This window comes from Neisseria sp. P0021.S006, from assembly GCF_051956895.1.
The window spans coordinates 24,472-45,256 of record NZ_JBQCWZ010000017.1; the positions used below are offsets into that span (position 1 = coordinate 24,472).

Here is a 20,785-nt window from a genome sequence, read left to right on the forward strand (position 1 = left end):
GACGGCCTTTTTTTATTTATCAATATTTAAAACATAAAGATTACGACTTCAACAACTTACAAAATCCCTGTCGTTGTATGATGTTCTTCCACTCCTGATGTATACACGTTCTGAGTATGGTGATACACAGTCTCTTTAGTCGTTTCAACAATATGGTTAGCTTCTGACAAGATATCGCTCAATGCCACTTTACTGCCGGTCGTATTCACCTTTTTCAGTGCTGCGCCGTTATGGCTATTGCCTTCAGAATACGTCTTGATGTCGTTTTCAAAGCGCAGCCATGAATCATACAGTTTGCCTTTAATGTCCGTCATGATTTTGTTGTTGGCTACATTTAAAGATGCTTTGCCTTTAGGGTTGGTACTGTGTACGTCTACCAAAGCATCATTCAGGGCACCACCAAGTTTCAATGTGTTATTGGTGATGTTGTACTCTTTGGCATTGCTCTTTAAATAGGCAAATTCAACATAGCCTTCAGATTCTTCGCGCACGGAAATTTTGTTGTTGTGAATTGTCACCGCACCATGCATAGCGACATTGCCATGGTGTTCTTCCACATAAACCGGTACTGCGCCTTTCATAATCTTACCAATATCGGCATCATTGCCGCTGATGGTAATGGTACCGCTACCAATGCCGTTTTTAGATAAAACGCGGTCGTAGGTATCGTTGATGACGGCAATCAGATATTTGGTAGATTCGCCGCTGATCTTGTTGTTTGCCATATTGAGCGTGTAATCCATTTTGCTTTCATGGTTACGGAACTCAATCGCGTAGGTCTGAATATTGTTTTGATAAACCGTCAGATTTTTAATGACATTATCGCTAATATCGAAATAACCTTTATCAGCCGAGTGCAAATCTTTGTATTGGGTATTGGTTTGTACCTGAATCCCTGAATACATGTGGTAGTACTTACCCAAGTCATCATCAACATTCAAACGGAAGCTCGGGTCTTGGATAATGGTATTGCCCGTAATTTTGACTTTATCCATAGAAAACTGGCGGTTGTAGGCAACAATACCATACAGCCGGTCACCCGTTAACACATTGTCTTCAATGACAATGCCTGTACCATCATGCACATCCAAGCCTTTGCGGTAGTTGTGGTCAGTCGTGTTTTTACGGTATGTGATGCCGTAATTGTAACTACCCGCAGCCACAGCCATACCATAGCCGGTACCGCCGTCCGCTTCGTGGCCGTTCCAATCCAAACGGTTGCCCTCGCCGATAAAGTTTTGTTGGAAACCGATCAGCGCACCGGCAACGCGGTTGTGGTGCAGATACGAATCAACAATACGGTTGTTTTCACCCAAAGGCAGCGCTTCGTATTTTTCATCAATTTCGCCGCTTTGTACGCGCGCTTTAAAGGTCAGTTTTTGACCTTTTTCCGTTTCCAAAGAAGCGGTTGACGTAAACATCACACCAGCACGATTGGCACCGGAAACCTCTACTTTGCTGATTAAAGTATTGTCCGCATCGTTCACTAAAATGCCGTTTACCTTGCCAAAATAGCTTAAGCCTTTGCGGTAAAAATCAGGGTTGGTATATTGAACCGACAAGTCGGCAATGGTTTTATTGTTTTGCCCATCAACCAAAATACCGGCAAATTCGCGGATATCGTCATGGTTGGTGTCCGGATTGAACACGCCCGTCTGCGCTTTATCAAACGTTACTTTGGTTTTGCCCATACCCGAACCAAACAAACCGCGTGCGCCGGAAACGGTTTTATCCATCACAATCTGGTTGGAAATATAGTAAGTACCATCCAAGAAGACCATGGCTTTTTCTTTATGAGCCGCTTCTAAAGCTGCTTTAAATGCCTGAAGACTGTCTTTTTTACCCTGCGCATCGGCACCAAAATCATTCACACGAACGTAATTACCGTACTCTTTAGATTCATACACGCGGTATTTTCCGGATAGGCCTACCCTGCTTTCAGCATGGTCGTCAATTTTGTTTGCTTTACCCGAACTGAGGTGGCCGTCGTGGCTATTGATTGCTTTTTTACCGGAAGAAACGCCCGCTATTTTGTCATGGCCGTCTGAATCCTTCAGATTCTTTTTATGAACAATCTCAACGGTTTCTTTTTCTTCGGCAATTCTGTCTTCCTCCTCTTTCTCTTTGCGGGCGGCTTCTTGTTTGGCTTTACGCTCTGCAATCGCTTTTTCGACTGCCGCTTTATGCGCTTCTTTTGCGCGTTCGACCGCCTTTGCTTTGGCAGCGGCAGCCTCGGCTATTTTTTTTGCTTTAGCCTCTTCGTAAATTTTTTGCTTTTCAGCCAGAATTTTTTCCATCGATTTATTGACTGGTTTAGCTGCCGTTGCTTTATCGGTAGCGGCAGGTTTATTTGTTACTTTAGGCGCAATGATATGTTTACTGGAAACGCTGCTTACAGAAGCAACACTGGCCCGTGCAACATGCATTTTTGTCACAAGGCCGTCTGAAGATGATGATGAACTGTCAAATCTTGCTGCCTCCGCCACATGCACTACTTCTCTCGTTACCGTATTTTTACCGCTTAATTGCTTAAGCTCAGGAGAAACCGACGGCATATCCCCCCAATTGTGGGTGTGTATCCATTCTTTTAGAGGAGAAGATGATTTGGAATTTGCTTCAGGTGTGGATGAGCCGTGACGAATGTGGGTACGGCCAAGAGGAGCAAGTTTATGTGACATAATCAGCGTATTTCCTTGTATCGAATATCGCCTTTCCCACCGCACAAGCGTGCAACAAAAAAGCCGATTGATTAAAGAGGTAAGACGGATTCTGTCGTAACAACAATTGCCTGTATAAAGGCCAAACTGAAGTTGGCCGCTTTGAGAAACTCGGCAGCGTTTCCCCTTCTGCCGGTTTTCTGATTGGAAACGGTCATGGTGTCAGACAGAACCCTTGGATGACTTTATATAGGCGATCTGTCCGCGTACCATGTATCCGGTTATTTTTGACGGAAATGTATCAGAGTCCCTTTTTAATTGATTAGTTCATCCAGAGTTAAGTTATTTTTGATTTTTATAGCAAAATAAAAATGGTTTTATCTTGCACTGGTTTCCTTTTTGACTTGACAGAGTGAATCCCGCGAAGCCAAAAAGGAGGGAAATTCTAACACGATATGTTTTTAGCATTCCCTATTTAACTAAATTTACAAAATATACAGAATAAATATCTATAACTGTTTTTAACTTCTTCTAAAAATCAATAAAATTCGATATTTCCAATATGTATTTTTACAACATGACTGCGCATTATATACCGATTATCTAAAAATACTACCGTTTGTTTAAAAAATTTAGCATTTTATTATCGCTTTTTCCTTCTAAATGCCAATAAAAAAAGCCGTCTGAAAAAATATTTCAGACGGCCTTTTATATTAACGTTCTACTTAACAAACTTCGACCAACCAGCCGTGTTTGTCTTCTGTCAAACCGTATTGAATGTCGGTAATCGCCTTACGGATTGCGTAACCGCGCTCTTGGCTCTTCACTTCAATTTCTTTGCCATCAATCACGAAAGAAGTTACTGGAGAAATAACCGCAGCCGTACCAGTCAGAATCGCTTCCGCACCATTCTCAATCGCAGTTTTCAGCTCGTCGACAGTAAAGTTGCGCTCGGTAACAGTGTAACCCAAATCTTTGGCAACAGTCAGCACGGAATCACGGGTAACGCCGTGCAGGAATTCATCTGTCAACGGTTTGGTAATGATTTCATCGCCGTTAATCAGGATAAAGTTGGACGCGCCGGTTTCCTGAACGTCGCCATTCGGGCAGAACAATACTTGGTTTGCACCATGCTCTGCTTTGGCTTTCAATACCCAAGGCATGGCGGAAGCGTAGTTGCCGCCGCATTTCACACGACCCATATGTGGGGCGCAACGGATATGTTCGGTTTCCACCAAGATTTTAACGGGCGAACCGGCTTTGAAATAGTCACCGACAGGAGAAGCCAGAATGTACAGCAAGGCTGTTTCGGAAGGAGAACCGGCTTTGCCGATCACAGGGTCGGTACCGATCAAAGTCGGACGCAGGTACAAAGCGGCAGGCGCATCAGGGATTTCCTCGGCGGAACGTTTGACCAATTCGATCAAAGCATTCAAATAAGCCTCTGTCTCAGGACACGGTAGGTGCAGAATATCTGCGCTTTGCTGCATACGCGCGATGTTAGCAGTCGGGCGGAACATCACGATTTTGCCGTTTGCCTGACGGAATGCCTTCAAACCTTCAAAACATTCGCTGCCATAATGCAAAGCATGTGCGCCGGGGGCGAGTGTCAGGTCTTTGGAAGATTGCCATTCTACCGGTTGCCATTTACCTTCACGATAAGCGATAACGGGCATTTCAGCGTGGAAAACGCTGCCGAATACGGCTGGGACTGGTCTGCTCATGATGATTGCCTTTCTTATTCTGATTTGTAAGATAATAACTAAAGACTGAACAATACGCCTTTCAATATGGGTTTGACAAGTACCCGTCAGCATAAAGACACCATCTCCCCTGCCGTCTGAAACATGCCGTTCTATCCGAAATCCGGCAAATCGTTTAAACTGATACCATTTTTCAGACGGCCTGCCCCAACCGCAGCCAACCCGGAGTAACCCATGAAACTCATCTATACCATCATCAAAATCCTGATTCTTCTTGTTTTCCTCCTGCTGGCCATTACCAATACCCACACCGTATCCTTCTTCTACCTGCCCGGCCAAAACATCAATCTGCCGCTAATTGTCGTGCTTTTCGGTGCATTTATTATCGGTATCGTGTTCGGTATGTTTGCCCTCTTCGGCCGTCTGCTGTCCCTGCGCAGCGAAAACAACCGCCTGCGTGCCGAAGTGAAAAAATACGCCCACCTTTCCGAAAAAGACCTGACCCCGGTCAAAACCGAAACACCGGCAACGACTTCCGAAGCCACTCCCAAAGCGTAATGCCACCAATCAATAAAGGAATACCATGGACAACGAATTGTGGGTCATCTTACTGCCCATCGTCCTCCTCCCCGTTTTCTTCGCTATGGGCTGGTTTGCCGCGCGCGTCGATATGAAGACCGTCCTGAAACAGGCTAAAAGCATACCGGCAGGGTTTTACAAAAGCCTTGACGCCCTCGTTGACCGCAACAGTGGCCGCGCCGCGCGCGAATTGGCGGAAGTGATTGACCAACAGCCGCAGTCATACGACTTAAACCTGACCCTAGGCAAGCTCTACCGTCAACGCGGCGAAAACGACAAAGCCATCAATATGCACCGCGCCCTGCTCGATTCGCCCGACACAGTCAACGAAAAACGCGCGCGCGTGCTTTTTGAATTGGCGCAAAACTACCAAAGCGCAGGCTTGGTGGACCGTGCCGAACAAATCTTCCTCGGCTTGCAGGAAGGCGATATGGCACGCGAAGCCCGCCAACACCTTTTGAGTATTTACCAACAAGACCGCGACTGGGAAAAAGCCATCGAAATGGCGCAACTCTTGAGCCATGACGAACAAACCTACCAGTTTGAAATCGCCCAGTTCTATTGCGAAATCGCCCAAGCCGCACTGTTCAAGTCCAACTTCGACGCCGCACGCTACAACATCGGCAAAGCACTCGAAGCCAACAAGAAATGTACGCGCGCCAACATCATCCTCGGCGACATCGAATACCGTCAGGGCAACTTCCCTGCCGCAGTGGAAGCGTATTCCGCCATCGAGCAGCAAAACCACGCCTATCTGAGCATGGTCGGCGAGAAGCTCTATGAAGCCTATGCCGCGCAAGGCAAGCAGGAAGAAGGCCTCAACCGCCTCATCGGCTATATGCAAACCTTTCCCGATCTTGACCTGATCAACGTCATCTACGAAAAGGCTCTGCTGCTCAAAGGCGAAACCGAAGCGGCGCAAATCGCTGTCGAACTCGTCCGCCAAAAACCCGACCTCAACGGCGTGTACCGCCTGCTTGGCTTGAAACTCAGCAGTATGAATCCGGAGTGGAAAGCCGACACCGATATGATTCGTTCCATTATCGGCCGCCAGCTGCAAAAAAGCGTTATGTACCGCTGCCGCAACTGCCACTTCAAATCCCAAGTCTTCTTCTGGCACTGCCCAGCCTGCAACAAATGGCAAACCTTTACGCCGAATAAAATCGAGATTTGATCAAACGTTGAGCATCAAAAAAGGCCGTCTGAAATCTTTTCAGACGGCCTTTTTATTACAAAGCAAAGAAAGGAAGCAAGAATCGTTCCAACAAGAAAAAAATAAAGTTGAATCATACTTAATTATTCGGAAAAAATATGAGAAAGAGTATAATAGTTGGATATAAGAGAAGTTTTAGGAGCAAATATGAAAATTCACTTTGAAAAAGGACTTCAGTTAGAAAATGCCCAACTCATTTGTCAGTGGTCTAATGCTTTGGGAGAAAGTTTTCAGAAGCAATGGATGGGGCCAAAGATTTCTTATCCCTTGATTGCCCAATCCTTGCAAAAGATGGAAGGGATTTTTTCCATTTTTGTTGGAGAAGAGTTTGTAGGCATCATCCAGAAAATCAAACTAGAAGATAAAAATCTTCATATTGGAAGATTTCTCATAGCTCCACAGAAGCAGGGAAAAGGATTAGGTAGAAAAGCTTTTCAATACTTTCTTCAAGAAATGTTTGAAAATGAAGAAATAGAAAGTATTTCCCTAACGGTTTTTGAGTCAAATCAAATAGCTAGAGACCTCTACCAAAAAGAGGGATTTGAAATTGTTCAAACCATTGAAGTTCCAGAACGTAAATACATAATGAGAAAATCTAGGTAAGAACTAAATTACACTAGAAATTGTCCCCTTTATCAAAGTGGCTCAAAATATAGTCTTACACACCAACAATATCTACTCAACAACGCTGCTCTGCCCATGCCAACGCCGCTACAATCTGAGCCTCAATATCGGCATTAAATTCGCCGGCACGGTACGCATCGCGCAATTCCGTGCGACCGGTTTCATCTGCCGCAATTTGGTTTAACACCACTTGCGGAAACTCGTTAAACACAGGCCCGGCCTCTTCATGCCCCATCAGGAACAGTGCAGGAATTTTTTGGTTGGTACGGACGATTTCCTGTTGGCGAGGATTATCGAAACGGCTGCTGTCGTCAAAATCGTTACGGGCAATATAGTTGACGCGGATATTGGGGTTCAACTCCGCCATTTTCTGAATAAACGGCACAAACACGCGACAATCAGGACAATATGGCGCAGCGGCAAGCAACCAGTTTTGCGGACGACTGATCTTTTTAACCTCTGCTACCGTTTGCGCCGACAACTCGGTCGCCTGATAGAGTTGCTGCTGTTTCAATTTGTCTTCTTCAGTATCAAAATCCAAATATTCTGCATAAGTGGCCATGCTTTACTCCTGTTCTGTTGCATTGGTTTTCCCTGCTACGCCGGTCAAAAGTGGAACAAGTAGATTGACGACGAGGTTTTCAAATAGTGGCTCATCAAGCGGCGATTCTTCCGAATGACCAAACACCAGCTTCACTTCGGTATATTCTTTCTGCCCTTTGCTCATTTTATTGCCATTAAAAACATCATGGGCTTTTCTCAAGGCAGCATCCCAATCCTCTTTCTTGTTGTACTCCTCCGCAGCGGCAAGGCTGGTTTTGGCAAAAAACGGCAAGGGGGTATTTTGTCCGATTCGGAAATATACCAACCATTCTTTCAAAAGTGCCCTCGCCACCTCTTGCCCGATGGCGGCATAGGTTTCGGTCTGTCCCAGGCTGACAATATAGGTTTGTCGGCTTTCAACGGATTTAGGGGCGATGGCGCAAAAAATCAAATGCTCCAATAAACGGGCAATGCGGTTGGGTGCATTGTCTTTTTGATTTAGGAACACAATGCGGCCGCACTCATAAAGATTGCCGATGGTGCCTTGTAAAACCAAATCGTCAAAGGATTCTTCATAAGGTTCAGACGGCCTTTTGTTACTGTGTATCAACTCGGTATCCACGTTTTTCGCAGATATCTGATACTGCTTCTGCCATAAGCCGCCCAACTCGCCTACCGGCATCAGACTTTCTGCATTCAGCCGAATGGCCGTATCTTCAAAATCTTCACCTTTGCGCCGCGCATCCAAATAGGCATCGGCAATCCGACCTTCATGTTGCGGCTCAAACGGTTCGGCAGATTCCCATGCGCCGTCCAGATACGGCTGATCCCAGCTTAAATTTTTCTTCAGCCAAACTTTGACAGGATTGCGCCAAAAACTGATGAGTTCGCCTTGATGAATGGTTTTGCCCGGCTCTTCCTGACTTAAAGCCTCAAGGAAAAACGGCTGCGCTTCCGCTTGCGGTTGGTTCAATGCATCGGCATAATCTTGGCGCGTACTGAAGAGGCCGTCTGAAAGCGCGTCCTTTTGGAAATAACGGCGCGAAAACGCCTGCAAAGGATGATGTTTCACCCATTTCTCCGACAACTCACGCCCGCTTTTCCCCGTCATGGCGGCGATGGTATCCAGCAGCTCGCTGATTAATGAAGACGGCGCAAACTCGGCATCATTGCGTATATCGCGGCCGATATAAGACAAATACAACATTTCGCGCGCGCTGATTAAGGCTTCGAGGAAGAGATAACGGTCGTCGTCACGGCGGGCGCGGTCGCCTTTTTTCGGATGTTTGGCAATCAGGTCGAACACCGCCGCTTTGGTATTGCGAGGAAAATCGCCGTCATTCAAACCCAGTAGGCAAACCATTTTAAACGGCAGGCTGCGCATCGGCACCATACTGCAAAAAGTGATGCCGCCGCTCAAAAATCCGGCTTGGCTTTCGCTGTCCAAAAAGCGGCGGATATGGCGGATAACGGTTTTACACGGCAACAATCCGTCAAATTCGGCCAACTGCGCCTCTTCCTGCCATTTCGCCAAAGACTGCTCAAACTGCTGCTTGGCGTATTGGTCGTCCGTATCCGGAGCAAACAGTTTCTCCAGCAAATCACGGCAACGCTGCACCCAGCTCTCCACATTGGCAGGCTCTTGCCATTGCGCCGCCATATCGGCTAAAGTACGGATAAATTCGGCAAAACCGCTGAACACGTCCAGCTGATTGACATTGCTATGCCACGCGCTCACGCCCTGCCACATGCCGTTGCCGCCTTCAGGCAGCATCCAGCCCAAGGCCAAACGCTCTACCGCCTGCTGCCAAGTAAAGAGGTTGTCTTTACCCTCGCGCATGGTTTGGTCCAACCCCCAATGCACATTCAATCCGGCAACAGTCTCATGCAGCAGCGGCACATCCTCTTCGCTCAAACCGAAGCGTTGCAGCACCAACCAACTCTCCAGTAAAGGCAAAACCTTGTCCACTTCAAACCGGCTCTCCAGCAAGTCCAAAGTTTGCGCCAAAGCATACAGCAAGGGCTGACGGCGGCTGAGTTTCACATCCGAAATCGAATACGGCAAAGCCTGGCTGCCTACATGCTCCTGTCCAAAAACGGCTTCGATAAACGGACTGTACGGCTCGATGTTCGGCGTCAAAACGGCAATATCGTGCGGCTGCCAGTCGGGATTTTTTTGCAACACCAGCGACAGCTCTTCTTTCAAAATCTGCAATTCGCGCAAAGGGCTGTGTGCCGCAACGATTTTGACTGAGCCGTCGTTCAGCAGCTTGTCCGGCTCGACACACACTGGATTGCCGTCCGCATCGTGAACCTGAACCAAAGCCTGCTGCGCGCCTGCTTCGCCTTCTTCCTGTTGATATAAGCGTTCAGACGGCATGATCAAGTTTTGGATATCGTTTTGCAGGCAATGCAACAAGGTATCGTCTCTTCCCTCTTCATAAACCTGAATATCCTGCTCGGTTTCCACTTCCGACAGAAAATCAAAGAAATCGCGTCCCTGCTTGCCCAAAGAAGCCAACAGCGGATGCCCTGCCTGCGACAAATCCGCCTCATCGCCCCTTTTCAAAATTTGCGCCTCGTCGATGACCTCGCCCCAATATTGGCTGCTCGGGTTGAGCGCGAACACAAACACATCGCAATGCTTGGAAATTTGGTGCAGCAGTTGCAGATACATCGGTGCCATTGTCGAAATGCCGAATACAAACAACCTTTGCGGCAAAACCGATTTATCCAACTGCGCCAACAGCTTTTCCCACAAGGCCACGCGGTGCGGCGCCGATTGGCTGCCATCATCCAAATAACGCCACAGCCGCGCCTGCCAATCCTCATCATCGCCCAAACCCAGCAGCTTCCCAGCCTGCCACGCATCAATCCAATCCGGGCGGTACACCAAATATTGGTCGAAAATATCTGCCATCTGTCCGGCAAGCTGATAATCCGCCGATGCCGAGCTGTGCAAATAACTTTCCAGCTTCAGGCGCACGTTTTCGTACTCCGGGGCCGTCTGAAACGCTTCGCTGCGGAACAAATCCAGCAAACGCCAGCGCATAACTTCAGGCGAAAACGGACTGAGCGGCGGCACATCGGGAACCAATTTGCGCATCAGCTGCCACGCCAAACCGGCAGGCAGGCTGAACTTCAAATTCGCCGCCACGCCGAGTTTGCGCGCGAAAAACACATTCAGATAACGCCGCATCCCCTGGCTCTGCACCACCACTTCTTCCTGTGCCAATACCACATCCAAAGGCAAGGCCTGATGAATATGCGCGCACATTTCGGCAAGCGCTTCCAAACGGTCGGACTGATAAAGATAAAACATAGCAGACAATCTAAAAAACAATTGCCCACATTATAATGCCATTAGGACAAATGCTTCAGCAGAAGCGGCAAACAAAAACACAGGCCGTCTGAAACACATCGCTTCAGACGGCCTAAAACACAACAAACCCATCAGCAGCCAATTATTAATTATTTATCGACCTCTGTACAAACCGGCTTCCCCTATCCTATAATTTCCCACATTCGGAATGTAGCGCAGCCCGGTAGCGCACTTCGTTCGGGACGAAGGGGTCGGAGGTTCGAATCCTCTCATTCCGACCAAATACAAAACCTGCTTGAGTCCAAGCAGGTTTTTTTACATTCGGCAAGCCTATACTTCCGGCGGGAAAGGCGCGCCTTCGGGATGTTTGTAGCGGTTGTACATAAACAAATATTGTTCCGGAAAACGGCGTATCCAATATTCGGTATTTTCATTGATAACACGCGCGTCGTGCTCCTTATCACCGTTCAATTCGCCGCGCAAAGGCTCGATGTGCAAGACAAAGCCTTTCCCATCGGGCAGACGCTCGCCGCAGAAAAACAAAGCCTTCACGCCTTTGACTTGCGCCAGCTTGCCCGCCAACGTCATAGTGTAGGCAGGTTTGCCGAAAAAGTCTACCCACACGCCGTCGCCGCCTTCTTCCGGAGACGGCACATGGTCCGGCAACACAATGGTCGCTTCGCCGCCGCGCAGCGCTTTGATGATTTGTTTGACGCCCTGAATGCTGGTCGGCGCAGTCTTACCCTTGCCACGCACGCGCCCCGCCTGCATCACCGCATCAAAAGCCTTGATTTTCGGAGGCTTGTACATCGCCGTCAGCGGAAACGGCAGCTGCTGGCTGATGTAGCGGCCGGCCAAATCATAGCTGCCGATGTGCGGCGTGATAAACAGCAAACCTTCGCCCGCGCTCAAGGCCGTCTGAACATGTTCCCAACCATTGACGCTGACAAACAGGTTTTCAATTTCCTCAGGCCGTCTGAAAAACGCCACCGGCAATTCCAAGCCGCCTTTTGCCGTTTCACGGAAAACTTTTTTCACCGCCTCGTCCGTCGGGTTCAAGCCGGCAAGTTTCATGTTTTCGAAAACACGTCGGCGATCTTTCGACAGCAAACGGAAACCCAAACTGCCCAGCAGATTGCCTAATTTGTGCAACCAAGCCAAAGGCAGCGCGGCCAAAAATTTAAAAACAAAGGTAACAAGCGTTTGCATAAGGTTTTACCAAAATGAAGTGGACAGATTGTAAACGAAACAGGCCGTCTGAACAAAACAGACTTCGGGCAAATATATTGCGGCACACCTGCTTTTCTGCTACTATCCGCGCTGCATTAAGAGTTGGGAATTCCATGCCAACCTGCTTTTCAAACGGAAAGGTAAGGTGGACGGTTGAAAAACCGATGTGGCTCGCCAGAGCAATCCAAACCCGCTTAATGCGGGAATTTTTTTGCCTGTAAGAAACGTGCAACAGGATTCCGAAACAGCAGACAAGTGCGAATGTTTCTCACTTGTATAGAGAAAAAGCGGAGTTTTTGTTATGATTTCCGCTGTCCGAAATAAAAGGCTGTCTGAAAACACAGCAGCCTGTTTTTAATGAAAGAATAGCAATGAGCGAATATCTGTTTACTTCCGAATCGGTATCCGAAGGCCATCCGGATAAAGTTGCCGACCAAGTATCCGATGCGATTTTGGATGCCATCTTGGCGCAAGACCCCAAAGCGCGTGTCGCAGCAGAAACCTTGGTCAACACAGGCTTGTGCGTATTGGCAGGCGAAATCACTACCACCGCCCAAGTGGACTACATCAAAGTTGCACGCGAAACCATCAAACGCATCGGCTACAACTCCTCCGAGCTGGGCTTTGATGCCAACGGCTGCGCAGTCGGCGTGTACTACGACCAACAATCTCCGGACATCGCCCAAGGCGTGAACGAAGGCGAAGGCATCGACCTGAACCAAGGCGCGGGCGATCAAGGTTTGATGTTCGGCTATGCCTGCGACGAAACCCCTACCCTGATGCCGTTTGCCATCTATTACAGCCACCGCCTGATGCAACGCCAAAGCGAATTGCGCAAAGACGGCCGCCTGCCTTGGCTGCGTCCTGATGCCAAAGCCCAACTGACCGTGGTTTACGACAGCGAAACCGGCAAAGTAAAACGCATCGACACAGTCGTCCTGTCTACCCAGCACGATCCGTCTATCGGTTACGAAGAGCTGAAAAACGCCGTGATCGAACACATCATCAAACCGGTTCTGCCGTCTGAACTGCTGACCGACGAAACCAAATACCTGATCAACCCGACCGGCCGCTTCGTTATCGGCGGCCCGCAAGGCGACTGCGGTTTGACCGGCCGCAAAATCATCGTCGATACCTACGGCGGCGCAGCTCCGCACGGTGGCGGTGCATTCTCCGGCAAAGATCCGTCCAAAGTGGACCGTTCCGCCGCTTACGCCTGCCGCTACGTTGCGAAAAACATCGTCGCCGCCGGTTTGGCAACCCAATGCCAAATCCAAGTTTCCTACGCCATCGGCGTTGCCGAACCGACTTCGATTTCCATCGATACTTTCGGCACCGGCAAAATCAGCGAAGAAAAACTGATTGCCCTGGTTCGCGAACATTTCGACCTGCGCCCTAAAGGCATCGTCCAAATGCTCGACCTGCTGCGCCCGATTTACGGAAAATCCGCCGCCTACGGCCACTTCGGTCGCGAAGAGCCTGAATTTACTTGGGAGTGCACCGACAAATCAGCCGCATTGAAAGCAGCCGCAGGCGTGTAAAAAAATAATAAAGGTCGTCTGAACGGGAGTTTCAGACGGCCTTTTTACATCTAAATATTCAAAACCTTTTTACGAACGACACATCGTATTTTCACAAAAACAGCGCAACGAAACCTTGGATTGCTATGCTGTCTTTGTGAATCTACATAAATAAAATTGAAAGCATACATCATGAAGAAATGGCTGCTGGCTGTTTTGCCTGCCACCGCACTGGCTGCTCCGCCTCAAGGCTTTTATCAAAATTACAAAGACTGGGACATTGCTTGCGACAATACCGGCACCTGCCGTCTTGCCGGATACCAAGCAGATGAAATAGAACCACCGGTTTCTATCCTGTTTACCCGACAAGCAGGGGCGAATGCCGCAGTAATTGGCGAAGTTTCCCTACTGCCATTTAATGACGATGAAGCACAACTCGCCAGCATTGCAACCCGCAACGAATTGGTATTGAACGGTAAATCACTGGGCAAATTGGCGTTCAATAAAAAAGGCCAAGGCAAATTGAGCAGCGCGCAAACCAGTGCCTTACTCGAAGCATTGAAAAAAGAGAGCAAAATCAGCATCCGCTCTGGAAAATATGAATGGCATTTGTCCGACAAAGGCGCAGCGGCGGCGATGTTGAAAACGGACGAATTCCAAGGCCGTCTGAACACACCTTCCGCACTGATACGCAAAGGCAACAGCAGTCAGGCAGTCCTCAATCCTCAACCCAAACCCGTTATCCGCGCCGTTGCCGTGCCGAAAAATGCAGGCGATACGCTGGAGCAAAACACGCCGCGCCACAATGCCGTCATGAAACTGCTGCGAGACAGCAACAACTATGCTCCCACTGACGATGACAATTACTGCCCCGCCCTGCATGATAAAGAGCACATGGATTGGAATCGCAGCCTAAGTATTTATCCGCTCAACAAACAACAAGTATTGGTAGAGGCCATCTGTATCGGCGGAGCCTATCAAACCGGCGGCTACTATGCCATTGCCAACAAAGAATTAACCAAAATCGAACAAGTGCTACCGCCAATGACATACGGCGGTCACGGTGGATTCGATGAGAAAACAGCCACCCTTAGCGGCAGCTTCAAAGGCCGAGGGATCGGCGACTGCTGGTCTGGTAATGCAGCGGTGTGGGACGGTAAAACGTTTGTCCGCAGTGAGGAACACACCACCGGTTCATGCAAAGGCTTCACAGGCGGCGCGTGGCTGATGCCTATTTTTGAAGCCCGTGTTGAACGTTAAAATACACGGAATATTTACGATAGAAAGCAAAGGCCGTCTCAAAATTCCCGTTTTCAGACGGCCTTTTTCCTTATACAATAGCCACTTGAATTTCTATATACATTCTGAATAAAGGATACGGATTATGTTCGGCAAACAACTTTTTGAAGAAGTCAGCTCCAAAATCAGCGAAACCATCGCCAACAGCCCTGCCAAAGACATGGAAAAAAACGTTAAAGCCATGCTCGGCAGCGCGTTCAACCGCATGGACTTGGTGACCCGCGAAGAATTCGACATCCAACAACAGGTTTTGATTAAAACCCGTACCAAACTGGCCGAATTGGAAGCCCGTTTGGTCAAACTCGAAGCCGCTCAAGAGCCTGAAGAAGCTGCTTTGAAAGCGGCCGAAGCTGCTGCGGAAGAAGCTGTTGCCGAAATCAAACAACAAACTGAAGCTGCCGAATAAGGCCGTCTGAAACATGTCGCTTGCTTTGGTTTACAGCCGCGCCTTAAGCGGCATGAATGCGCCGTTGGTCGAAGTGGAAGCCCACCTTGCCAACGGCTTGCCACATTTCAATATCGTCGGCTTGCCCGATACTGAAGTCAAAGAAAGCCGCGACCGTGTGCGTGCCGCCATCATCCAAAGCGGTTTCGACTTCCCCGCCAAGAAAATTACCGTCAACCTCGCACCGGCCGACCTCCCCAAAGAATCCGGCCGTTTCGATTTACCGATTGCCTTGGGCATTCTTGCCGCATCGGGACAAATTAATCCTGAAAAGCTCGCGCAATATGAGTTTGCCGGAGAATTGGCGCTGTCCGGGCTGCTGCGTCCCGTACGCGGCGCGCTGGCCATGGCATGGCAGGGAATGCAGGCAGGTCGTTCGTTCGTCTTGCCGCAAGAAAATGCCGAACAGGCTGCCGTTATGCGCGGTATCGCGGTTTATGGTGCGCGTTCTTTAGGCGAAGTGGCCGCACATTTAAACGGTATCGAACCGCTGACACAAACTGAATGCAAGCTGACGCAAAGGCCGTCTGAACAAAGTAAAATACCTGATTTAGCCGATGTTAAAGGCCAGCATACCGCTCGCCTTGCTTTAGAAATCGCAGCGGCAGGCGGACACAGCCTGTTGATGATGGGCCCGCCGGGTACGGGCAAATCCATGCTTTCGCAACGTTTGCCCGGCATCCTTCCGCCTTTGACCGAAGACGAATTGGTCGAAGTATGGGCTTTGCGTTCGCTCCTGCCCAACCATCAACAGCAACTCGACAGCAACCGTCCTTTCCGCAGCCCTCATCACAGTGCCAGCTCGGCTGCTATGGTGGGTGGCGGTTCAGACCCGCGTCCGGGCGAAATTTCATTGGCGCACCACGGAGTGTTGTTTTTAGACGAATTGCCCGAGTTTGACCGTAAAGTATTAGAAGTGTTGCGCGAACCTTTGGAAAACGGCGAAATCCATATTTCCCGCGCCGCACGCCAAGCAGTTTATCCGGCCAAGTTCCAACTTGTCGCCGCCATGAACCCCTGCCCTTGCGGCTATCTTGGTCATCCATCCAAACCTTGCTGCTGCACGCCTGAAAGCGTTGCCCGCTACCGCAACAAAATTTCAGGGCCATTGCTCGACCGTATTGATTTAACCATCGAAGTACCCAGCCTTTCCGCTGCCGAATTGATGCAACAAGAAGCAGGCGAATCCAGTGCCACAGTATTGGAACGCGTTACCGCCGCACGCAAAATCCAATACAACAGACAAGGCAAAGTCAATGCCGAACTGAGTGTCAGCGAGCTCGATGGTAAAGCCCGCATCCAAAAAGAAGCGCAAGAAGCCTTGGGAACCATGCTCGAAAAACTATCCCTTTCCGCTCGAAGCTTCCACCGCATCATGCGCGTTGCCCGTACGCTGGCTGATTTGGCAGGCGACGAAGAAGTCAGCAAAACCCATGTGATGAAAGCCATCGGCTTCCGTCGCGCCCTTTAACTTTTCAGACGGCCTGAATCTTTATGTTTAAGTAAAACTAGAGTAAACAAAGCATCAGGATTTTGCCGTCCATAACGGTTATTGATAAAATATCGAATCCAAACTCAGACAGTCTCCCTTCAGGCCGTCTGAACACATTATTACAAGGTAAGTCATGAAAAAATCTACACAATATGGCAAAGGCTTGGCCGGTTTCTTTTTCGGCCTGATACTGGCAACAGGTATTATTGCCGGTATTTTGTTCTTCTTGAACCAAGGCAACCAAAACGTTTTCAAAGAGCTGACTCAGCCTAAACAAAGCGAAGAACCTGAAATCCTGAAACCTCAGGACAAAGCAGAGAAACGCCCAACCACCGACACTTCATCTACCCAAGCAGATGAAGAAAAAGCCAAAGCAGAAAAAGAAGCTGCTGAGAAAGAAGCCAAAGCTAAAGAAGAGGCTGAAAAGGCTGCCAAAGAAGCTGAAGAAAAAGCTCAAGCGGAAAAAGAAGCTCAGGAAAAAGCCGAACAAGCAGAACGTGAAGCCAAAGAAAAAGCTGAAAAAGCCGCCGCCGACAAAGCCGAACGTGAAGCCAAAGAAAAAGCCGCAAAAACGGAAGCAGAAAAAGAAGCCGCCAAGAAAAAACTGTCCGAGAAAAAAGCCGAATTAGAGAAAAAACGCGCAGAAAAAGCCAAAGCTGAAAAAGAAGCTACTGATAAAACTGCAAAAGATAAAAAAGCAGCCGACCAACTGACCGACAAACAAAAAGAGCGTGCCGAGCGCAAATTGGCTGAGAAAAAAGCAGCCGAAGCCAAAAAACAAAACAAGCCGACACCTGAGCAAATCCTCAACAGCGGCAGCATCGAAAAAGCACGTAAAGCAGCAAATGCCTCTGCAACAAAAGAAAGCAGCAACGCTGCAAATAAACAGTCAGCAGAAAAAGCCGAAGCAGCTGCCAACAGCGGTAAAAAAGCCTTCCTGCAACTTGGTTCATATGCAGACCGTTCCAGCGCAGATTCACAACGTGCAAAACTGGCTATTTTAGGTGTTTCTTCCAAAGTGGTTGAATCGCAAAACGGCGACAAAACCATTTACCGAGTTCAAAGTAACACTATGCAGCAGGAAGCCGCTGTGAAACTGCAAAAAAACCTGCAAGACCATAATATCAACAGCTTGATTCGTTCTACCAAATAATGGAATCACTGATGAAGCAGCGTATGAAACAAACCATTGCCGTACTCAGCCTGATCCTGCTCAGTCTGAGTGCGCAGGCTGCTACCGAAGGCGTGGACTATACCGTTCTTAGTCGCCCTATCCCGCAGCAGCAAGCCGGAAAAATTGAAGTGCTAGAATTTTTCGGCTACTTCTGCGTCCATTGTTACCATCTCGATCCAGTTTTGTTGCAACACAGCAAAACCTTTGCCAAAGATGTTTCCTTACGGACAGAACACGTCGTTTGGATGCCTGAAATGTTAGGCTTGGCCAAAGTAGCCGCTGCCGTCAATCTTTCAGGTTTAAAATATCAGGCCAATCCAGTCATCTTCAAAGCTGTTTACGAACAGAAGATTAACTTGGCTGATGCAAATGTATTCCGATCATGGGTCGGCAAACAGACAAGTTTTGACAGTCAAAAACTACTTCAAACCTACAATAGCCCTGCTGCCGCGTCGGCTGCTGCAAAAATGCAGCAATTGACGGAAACTTATCGAATTGAAAACACACCAACTGTCATCGTCGGTGGTAAATACAAAGTCAATTTCAATGGTAGCGACTGGAAAGTCGGTATGAAAACCATAGACGAGCTCATCGTCAAAGTCCGCCGCGAACAATCCTCAAAACCACTTTAACTATTCAACAAAAGAAAGACGGCCTCAAGGCCGTCTGAAAACTTATGGACATTTTGATTTTATTTAAAGCACTTATTCTCGGTATTATCGAAGGTTTAACCGAGTTCCTCCCTATTTCAAGTACCGGTCACTTGATTGTATTTGGCGACTTAATGAATTTCCAAAGCAACGGAAAAGTATTCGAAATTGCCATCCAGCTCGGTGCCGTATTAGCCGTCGTATTCGAATATCGCCAACGATTTACCCATATCATAAAAGGACTAGGCAAAGAGCGAACAGCCAATCGCTTTGTGCTGAATTTATTTATCGCGTTCATCCCCGCTGCGATTGTTGGCCTCTTATTCAGTAAACAAATTAAATTGCATCTTTTCAACCCCATTACTGTTGCTACTATGCTAGTACTCGGTGGTTTCTTCATTTTATGGGTTGAAAAACGCCAAACAACAGCCAAACCTAAAGTCAATCATGTAGACGATATGCGCCCAATCGACGCATTTGTTGTAGGATGCGCCCAAATTTGTGCCCTTATCCCTGGGACATCACGTTCAGGCAGCACCATCATGGGCGGTATGCTGTGGGGATTAGAACGTAAAACGGCTACCGAATTTTCATTCTTCCTTGCTGTACCAATGATGATTGCGGCAACAGGTTACGACATCTTAAAAAACTACAAACTCTTTACCTTACAAGATGTCGGACAAATTGCCATCGGTTTTATCGCAGCATTTATCGCCGGTCTATTGGCAGTAAAAGCTTTGCTGAAATTTATCTCCAGTAAAAACTATGTACCTTTTGCCTACTACCGTATTGTATTTGGTGGTCTGATTCTCCTTACTTGGATGCTGGGCTGGGTCAGCTGGAGCGAATAGCCCCTCTCCCTAAAGGACGTGCCTGAGCACGTCCTATTTCTTTATCCGCTTCCTCCCTTTAGATCAGGTTTCTACCCCGTAAAAGGCCGACACTCCGCATCATTGCCCCTAAATATCTCCTCACCGTCCGTACAGCTGCCCTTCCCCTTCATCTTCCCGCACACCACCGCCGTCAGCGACTCGTTCAAGCGCAGCACCCTCGGCTCCGCCTCCCTGTCCAGCGCCACCGCCTTCAAGGTAAACTTACCCTCCAGGATGCCCTTAGCCTGACCGCTCATCCTGATACAGAAACCGCCCGCCTCCTTCACCGGCAGTTCCGGCCACTTCGTCGACGTCAGCTTAAAGCTGCCCTTTTTCGTATAGAACTGCTCCATAAAGCGCGCATTTTCCAGCAGCGCTGCATGAGCCGCACGCAGGTTGGCCGAGCGGACCGATTCCCGATAGACCGTAAAGGCCGCCGTTGCCAAGATCGAAACCAGCAGCATCACCACCAGCAGCTGTATCAAGGAGTAGCCCCTCTGCACAGTTGCCCTATCCCATTTTCTGTCAAATGCCTTTAAGTACATATCTTTCTTCCCTTTATCTTCTATATCTCTATCCAACAAGAGGCACCCTATCCGTTTATCCCTTCACCCCATGTAAAGTCTCCACTGGTTCAAGTTTTATTCCCACCCCCAAACAAAGCCGCCCCGTGGCCCAACCGGCAAACGGTTCGGCCTCGGGGCGGCATATACGGCACAAACGTCCGTCAGACTTATTTTTTCACGGCAGGCTGCGCGGCCTTAGGCGCGGCAGAAGAAACCGTCGCCTCCGCCTTCAACTTGTTCAGCACCGCATCACCGATGCCCTTCACGTTTTTCAGCTCCTCCACCGATTTGAACGCACCGTTCTTCTGACGATATTCCACAATCGCTTTCGCCTTAGCCGGGCCGATACCCGGCAATGCCTCCAGTTCGGCAGAAGAGGCCGTATTGACGTTCACGGCAGCCAAAGAGAATGCCGTACACACGGCGGCAAAGACACCAAATAAAAATTTCTTCATCAGGGTTTTCCTATAACGTGTTGGATTGAATCAACCGGGCCGGCTGCAGGACAGTTTTACTTCCCCGCAGACACTGCCACACGACAGTAGAACACGGCCCTATTCCATATAAATGCATACGACATAATAACGCAAATACCGTTCGATTTCAAATATTCTAAACAGTTAACCGTAACTTTCGGCACTTTATGTTCAAGAATAACAACATAGTTATCATCCTTTAATTTAAACAACAAGAATGCATGAGTCATCAAACCGACAGAACCGACAGGCATGTAAAAAGCCCCCGACATCAGTCGGGGGCTTCGGAATGAGTGTTTGGCGGTGACCTACTTTCACATGGAAGAACCACACTATCATCGGCGCTGAGTCGTTTCACGGTCCTGTTCGGGATGGGAAGGCGTGGGACCAACTCGCTATGGCCGCCAAACTTAAACTGTT

17 protein-coding genes, 1 tRNA gene, 1 rRNA gene and 1 riboswitch are annotated in these 20,785 nt (G+C 48.5%); of the genes, 11 read left to right on the forward strand and 8 right to left on the reverse strand.

The features are described 5' to 3' along the window. Positions 1 to 56: 56 nt before the first annotated feature. Positions 57 to 2,297, reverse strand: coding sequence for a right-handed parallel beta-helix repeat-containing protein (locus ACTHUM_RS05420; RefSeq protein WP_070588515.1), 2,241 nt, complete (start codon positions 2,295 to 2,297; stop codon positions 57 to 59). 1,085 nt (positions 2,298 to 3,382) lie between these two features. Then, complete coding sequence (gene ilvE / locus ACTHUM_RS05425) at positions 3,383 to 4,381, reverse strand: branched-chain-amino-acid transaminase (RefSeq protein WP_049344435.1); 999 nt, start codon at positions 4,379 to 4,381, stop codon at positions 3,383 to 3,385. A 213-nt stretch (positions 4,382 to 4,594) separates the two neighbouring features. On the opposite strand from ilvE, the gene ACTHUM_RS05430 reads away from it, so the two are divergent. From ACTHUM_RS05430 to ACTHUM_RS05440, 3 genes are all read left to right on the forward strand, one after another. After that, positions 4,595 to 4,918, forward strand: a complete 324-nt coding sequence (locus tag ACTHUM_RS05430) for a LapA family protein (RefSeq protein WP_004521063.1) — start codon at positions 4,595 to 4,597, stop codon at positions 4,916 to 4,918. A 25-nt stretch (positions 4,919 to 4,943) separates the two neighbouring features. Beyond that, positions 4,944 to 6,113: a lipopolysaccharide assembly protein LapB gene (lapB, locus tag ACTHUM_RS05435; protein WP_003684462.1), complete on the forward strand. Its 1,170-nt coding sequence runs from the start codon at positions 4,944 to 4,946 to the stop codon at positions 6,111 to 6,113. Positions 6,114 to 6,269: 156 nt separating this feature from the next. Continuing rightward, entirely contained in the window at positions 6,270 to 6,755 is a 486-nt protein-coding gene (locus ACTHUM_RS05440) for a GNAT family N-acetyltransferase (RefSeq protein ID WP_440392563.1), read from the forward strand. A gap of 76 nt (positions 6,756 to 6,831) precedes the next feature. Here ACTHUM_RS05440 and ACTHUM_RS05445 read toward each other — a convergent pair whose 3' ends face one another. Further along, positions 6,832 to 7,338, reverse strand: a complete 507-nt coding sequence (locus tag ACTHUM_RS05445) for a thioredoxin family protein (RefSeq protein ID WP_004521060.1) — start codon at positions 7,336 to 7,338, stop codon at positions 6,832 to 6,834. A gap of 3 nt (positions 7,339 to 7,341) precedes the next feature. Continuing rightward, on the reverse strand, positions 7,342 to 10,641 hold the full coding sequence (gene recC, locus ACTHUM_RS05450; protein WP_004521059.1) for an exodeoxyribonuclease V subunit gamma: 3,300 nt from the start codon (positions 10,639 to 10,641) through the stop codon (positions 7,342 to 7,344). Positions 10,642 to 10,845: 204 nt separating this feature from the next. On the opposite strand from recC, the gene ACTHUM_RS05455 reads away from it, so the two are divergent. Beyond that, a tRNA-Pro gene (locus ACTHUM_RS05455) sits at positions 10,846 to 10,922 on the forward strand. 49 nt (positions 10,923 to 10,971) lie between these two features. On the opposite strand, the gene ACTHUM_RS05460 is transcribed toward ACTHUM_RS05455, so the two are convergent. Continuing rightward, positions 10,972 to 11,850 (reverse strand): lysophospholipid acyltransferase family protein, encoded by an 879-nt coding sequence (locus ACTHUM_RS05460; protein WP_440361150.1) that lies wholly within the window; start codon positions 11,848 to 11,850, stop codon positions 10,972 to 10,974. 108 nt (positions 11,851 to 11,958) lie between these two features. Then, positions 11,959 to 12,069, forward strand: a riboswitch (SAM-I-IV-variant riboswitch). A 173-nt stretch (positions 12,070 to 12,242) separates the two neighbouring features. Here ACTHUM_RS05460 and metK point away from each other — a divergent pair. From metK to ACTHUM_RS05495, 7 genes are all read left to right on the forward strand, one after another. Then, the gene (gene metK, locus ACTHUM_RS05465; RefSeq protein ID WP_004521057.1) at positions 12,243 to 13,412 is read left to right on the forward strand and encodes a methionine adenosyltransferase; all 1,170 of its coding nucleotides are present in this window, start codon (positions 12,243 to 12,245) and stop codon (positions 13,410 to 13,412) included. Positions 13,413 to 13,583: 171 nt separating this feature from the next. Further along, entirely contained in the window at positions 13,584 to 14,651 is a 1,068-nt protein-coding gene (locus ACTHUM_RS05470; RefSeq protein ID WP_004521055.1) for a DUF1176 domain-containing protein, read from the forward strand. A 124-nt stretch (positions 14,652 to 14,775) separates the two neighbouring features. Then, positions 14,776 to 15,096, forward strand: a complete 321-nt coding sequence (locus ACTHUM_RS05475) for an accessory factor UbiK family protein (RefSeq protein WP_004521053.1) — start codon at positions 14,776 to 14,778, stop codon at positions 15,094 to 15,096. 13 nt (positions 15,097 to 15,109) lie between these two features. Then, a complete protein-coding gene (locus ACTHUM_RS05480) occupies positions 15,110 to 16,606 on the forward strand; it encodes a YifB family Mg chelatase-like AAA ATPase (protein WP_049337086.1) in 1,497 nt (498 codons plus the stop codon). A gap of 154 nt (positions 16,607 to 16,760) precedes the next feature. Continuing rightward, positions 16,761 to 17,780, forward strand: a complete 1,020-nt coding sequence (locus ACTHUM_RS05485) for an SPOR domain-containing protein (RefSeq protein ID WP_440361151.1) — start codon at positions 16,761 to 16,763, stop codon at positions 17,778 to 17,780. A gap of 11 nt (positions 17,781 to 17,791) precedes the next feature. After that, on the forward strand, positions 17,792 to 18,433 hold the full coding sequence (locus tag ACTHUM_RS05490; protein ID WP_049344447.1) for a thiol:disulfide interchange protein DsbA/DsbL: 642 nt from the start codon (positions 17,792 to 17,794) through the stop codon (positions 18,431 to 18,433). 44 nt (positions 18,434 to 18,477) lie between these two features. After that, positions 18,478 to 19,302 carry an undecaprenyl-diphosphate phosphatase gene (locus tag ACTHUM_RS05495; RefSeq protein ID WP_049337089.1) on the forward strand — a complete coding sequence of 275 codons (825 nt, stop codon included), beginning with the start codon at positions 18,478 to 18,480 and terminating at the stop codon, positions 19,300 to 19,302. Between the two features lie 71 nt (positions 19,303 to 19,373). Here the strand turns inward: ACTHUM_RS05495 and ACTHUM_RS05500 are convergent, their stop codons facing one another. The 3 genes from ACTHUM_RS05500 to rrf form a co-directional block, all read right to left on the reverse strand. Continuing rightward, on the reverse strand, positions 19,374 to 19,868 hold the full coding sequence (locus ACTHUM_RS05500; protein WP_049337096.1) for a type IV pilin protein: 495 nt from the start codon (positions 19,866 to 19,868) through the stop codon (positions 19,374 to 19,376). A gap of 188 nt (positions 19,869 to 20,056) precedes the next feature. After that, positions 20,057 to 20,344 (reverse strand): ComEA family DNA-binding protein, encoded by a 288-nt coding sequence (locus tag ACTHUM_RS05505; RefSeq protein WP_004520163.1) that lies wholly within the window; start codon positions 20,342 to 20,344, stop codon positions 20,057 to 20,059. Positions 20,345 to 20,660: 316 nt separating this feature from the next. Then, a 5S ribosomal RNA gene (gene rrf / locus ACTHUM_RS05510) occupies positions 20,661 to 20,774 on the reverse strand. Positions 20,775 to 20,785 lie beyond the last annotated feature (11 nt).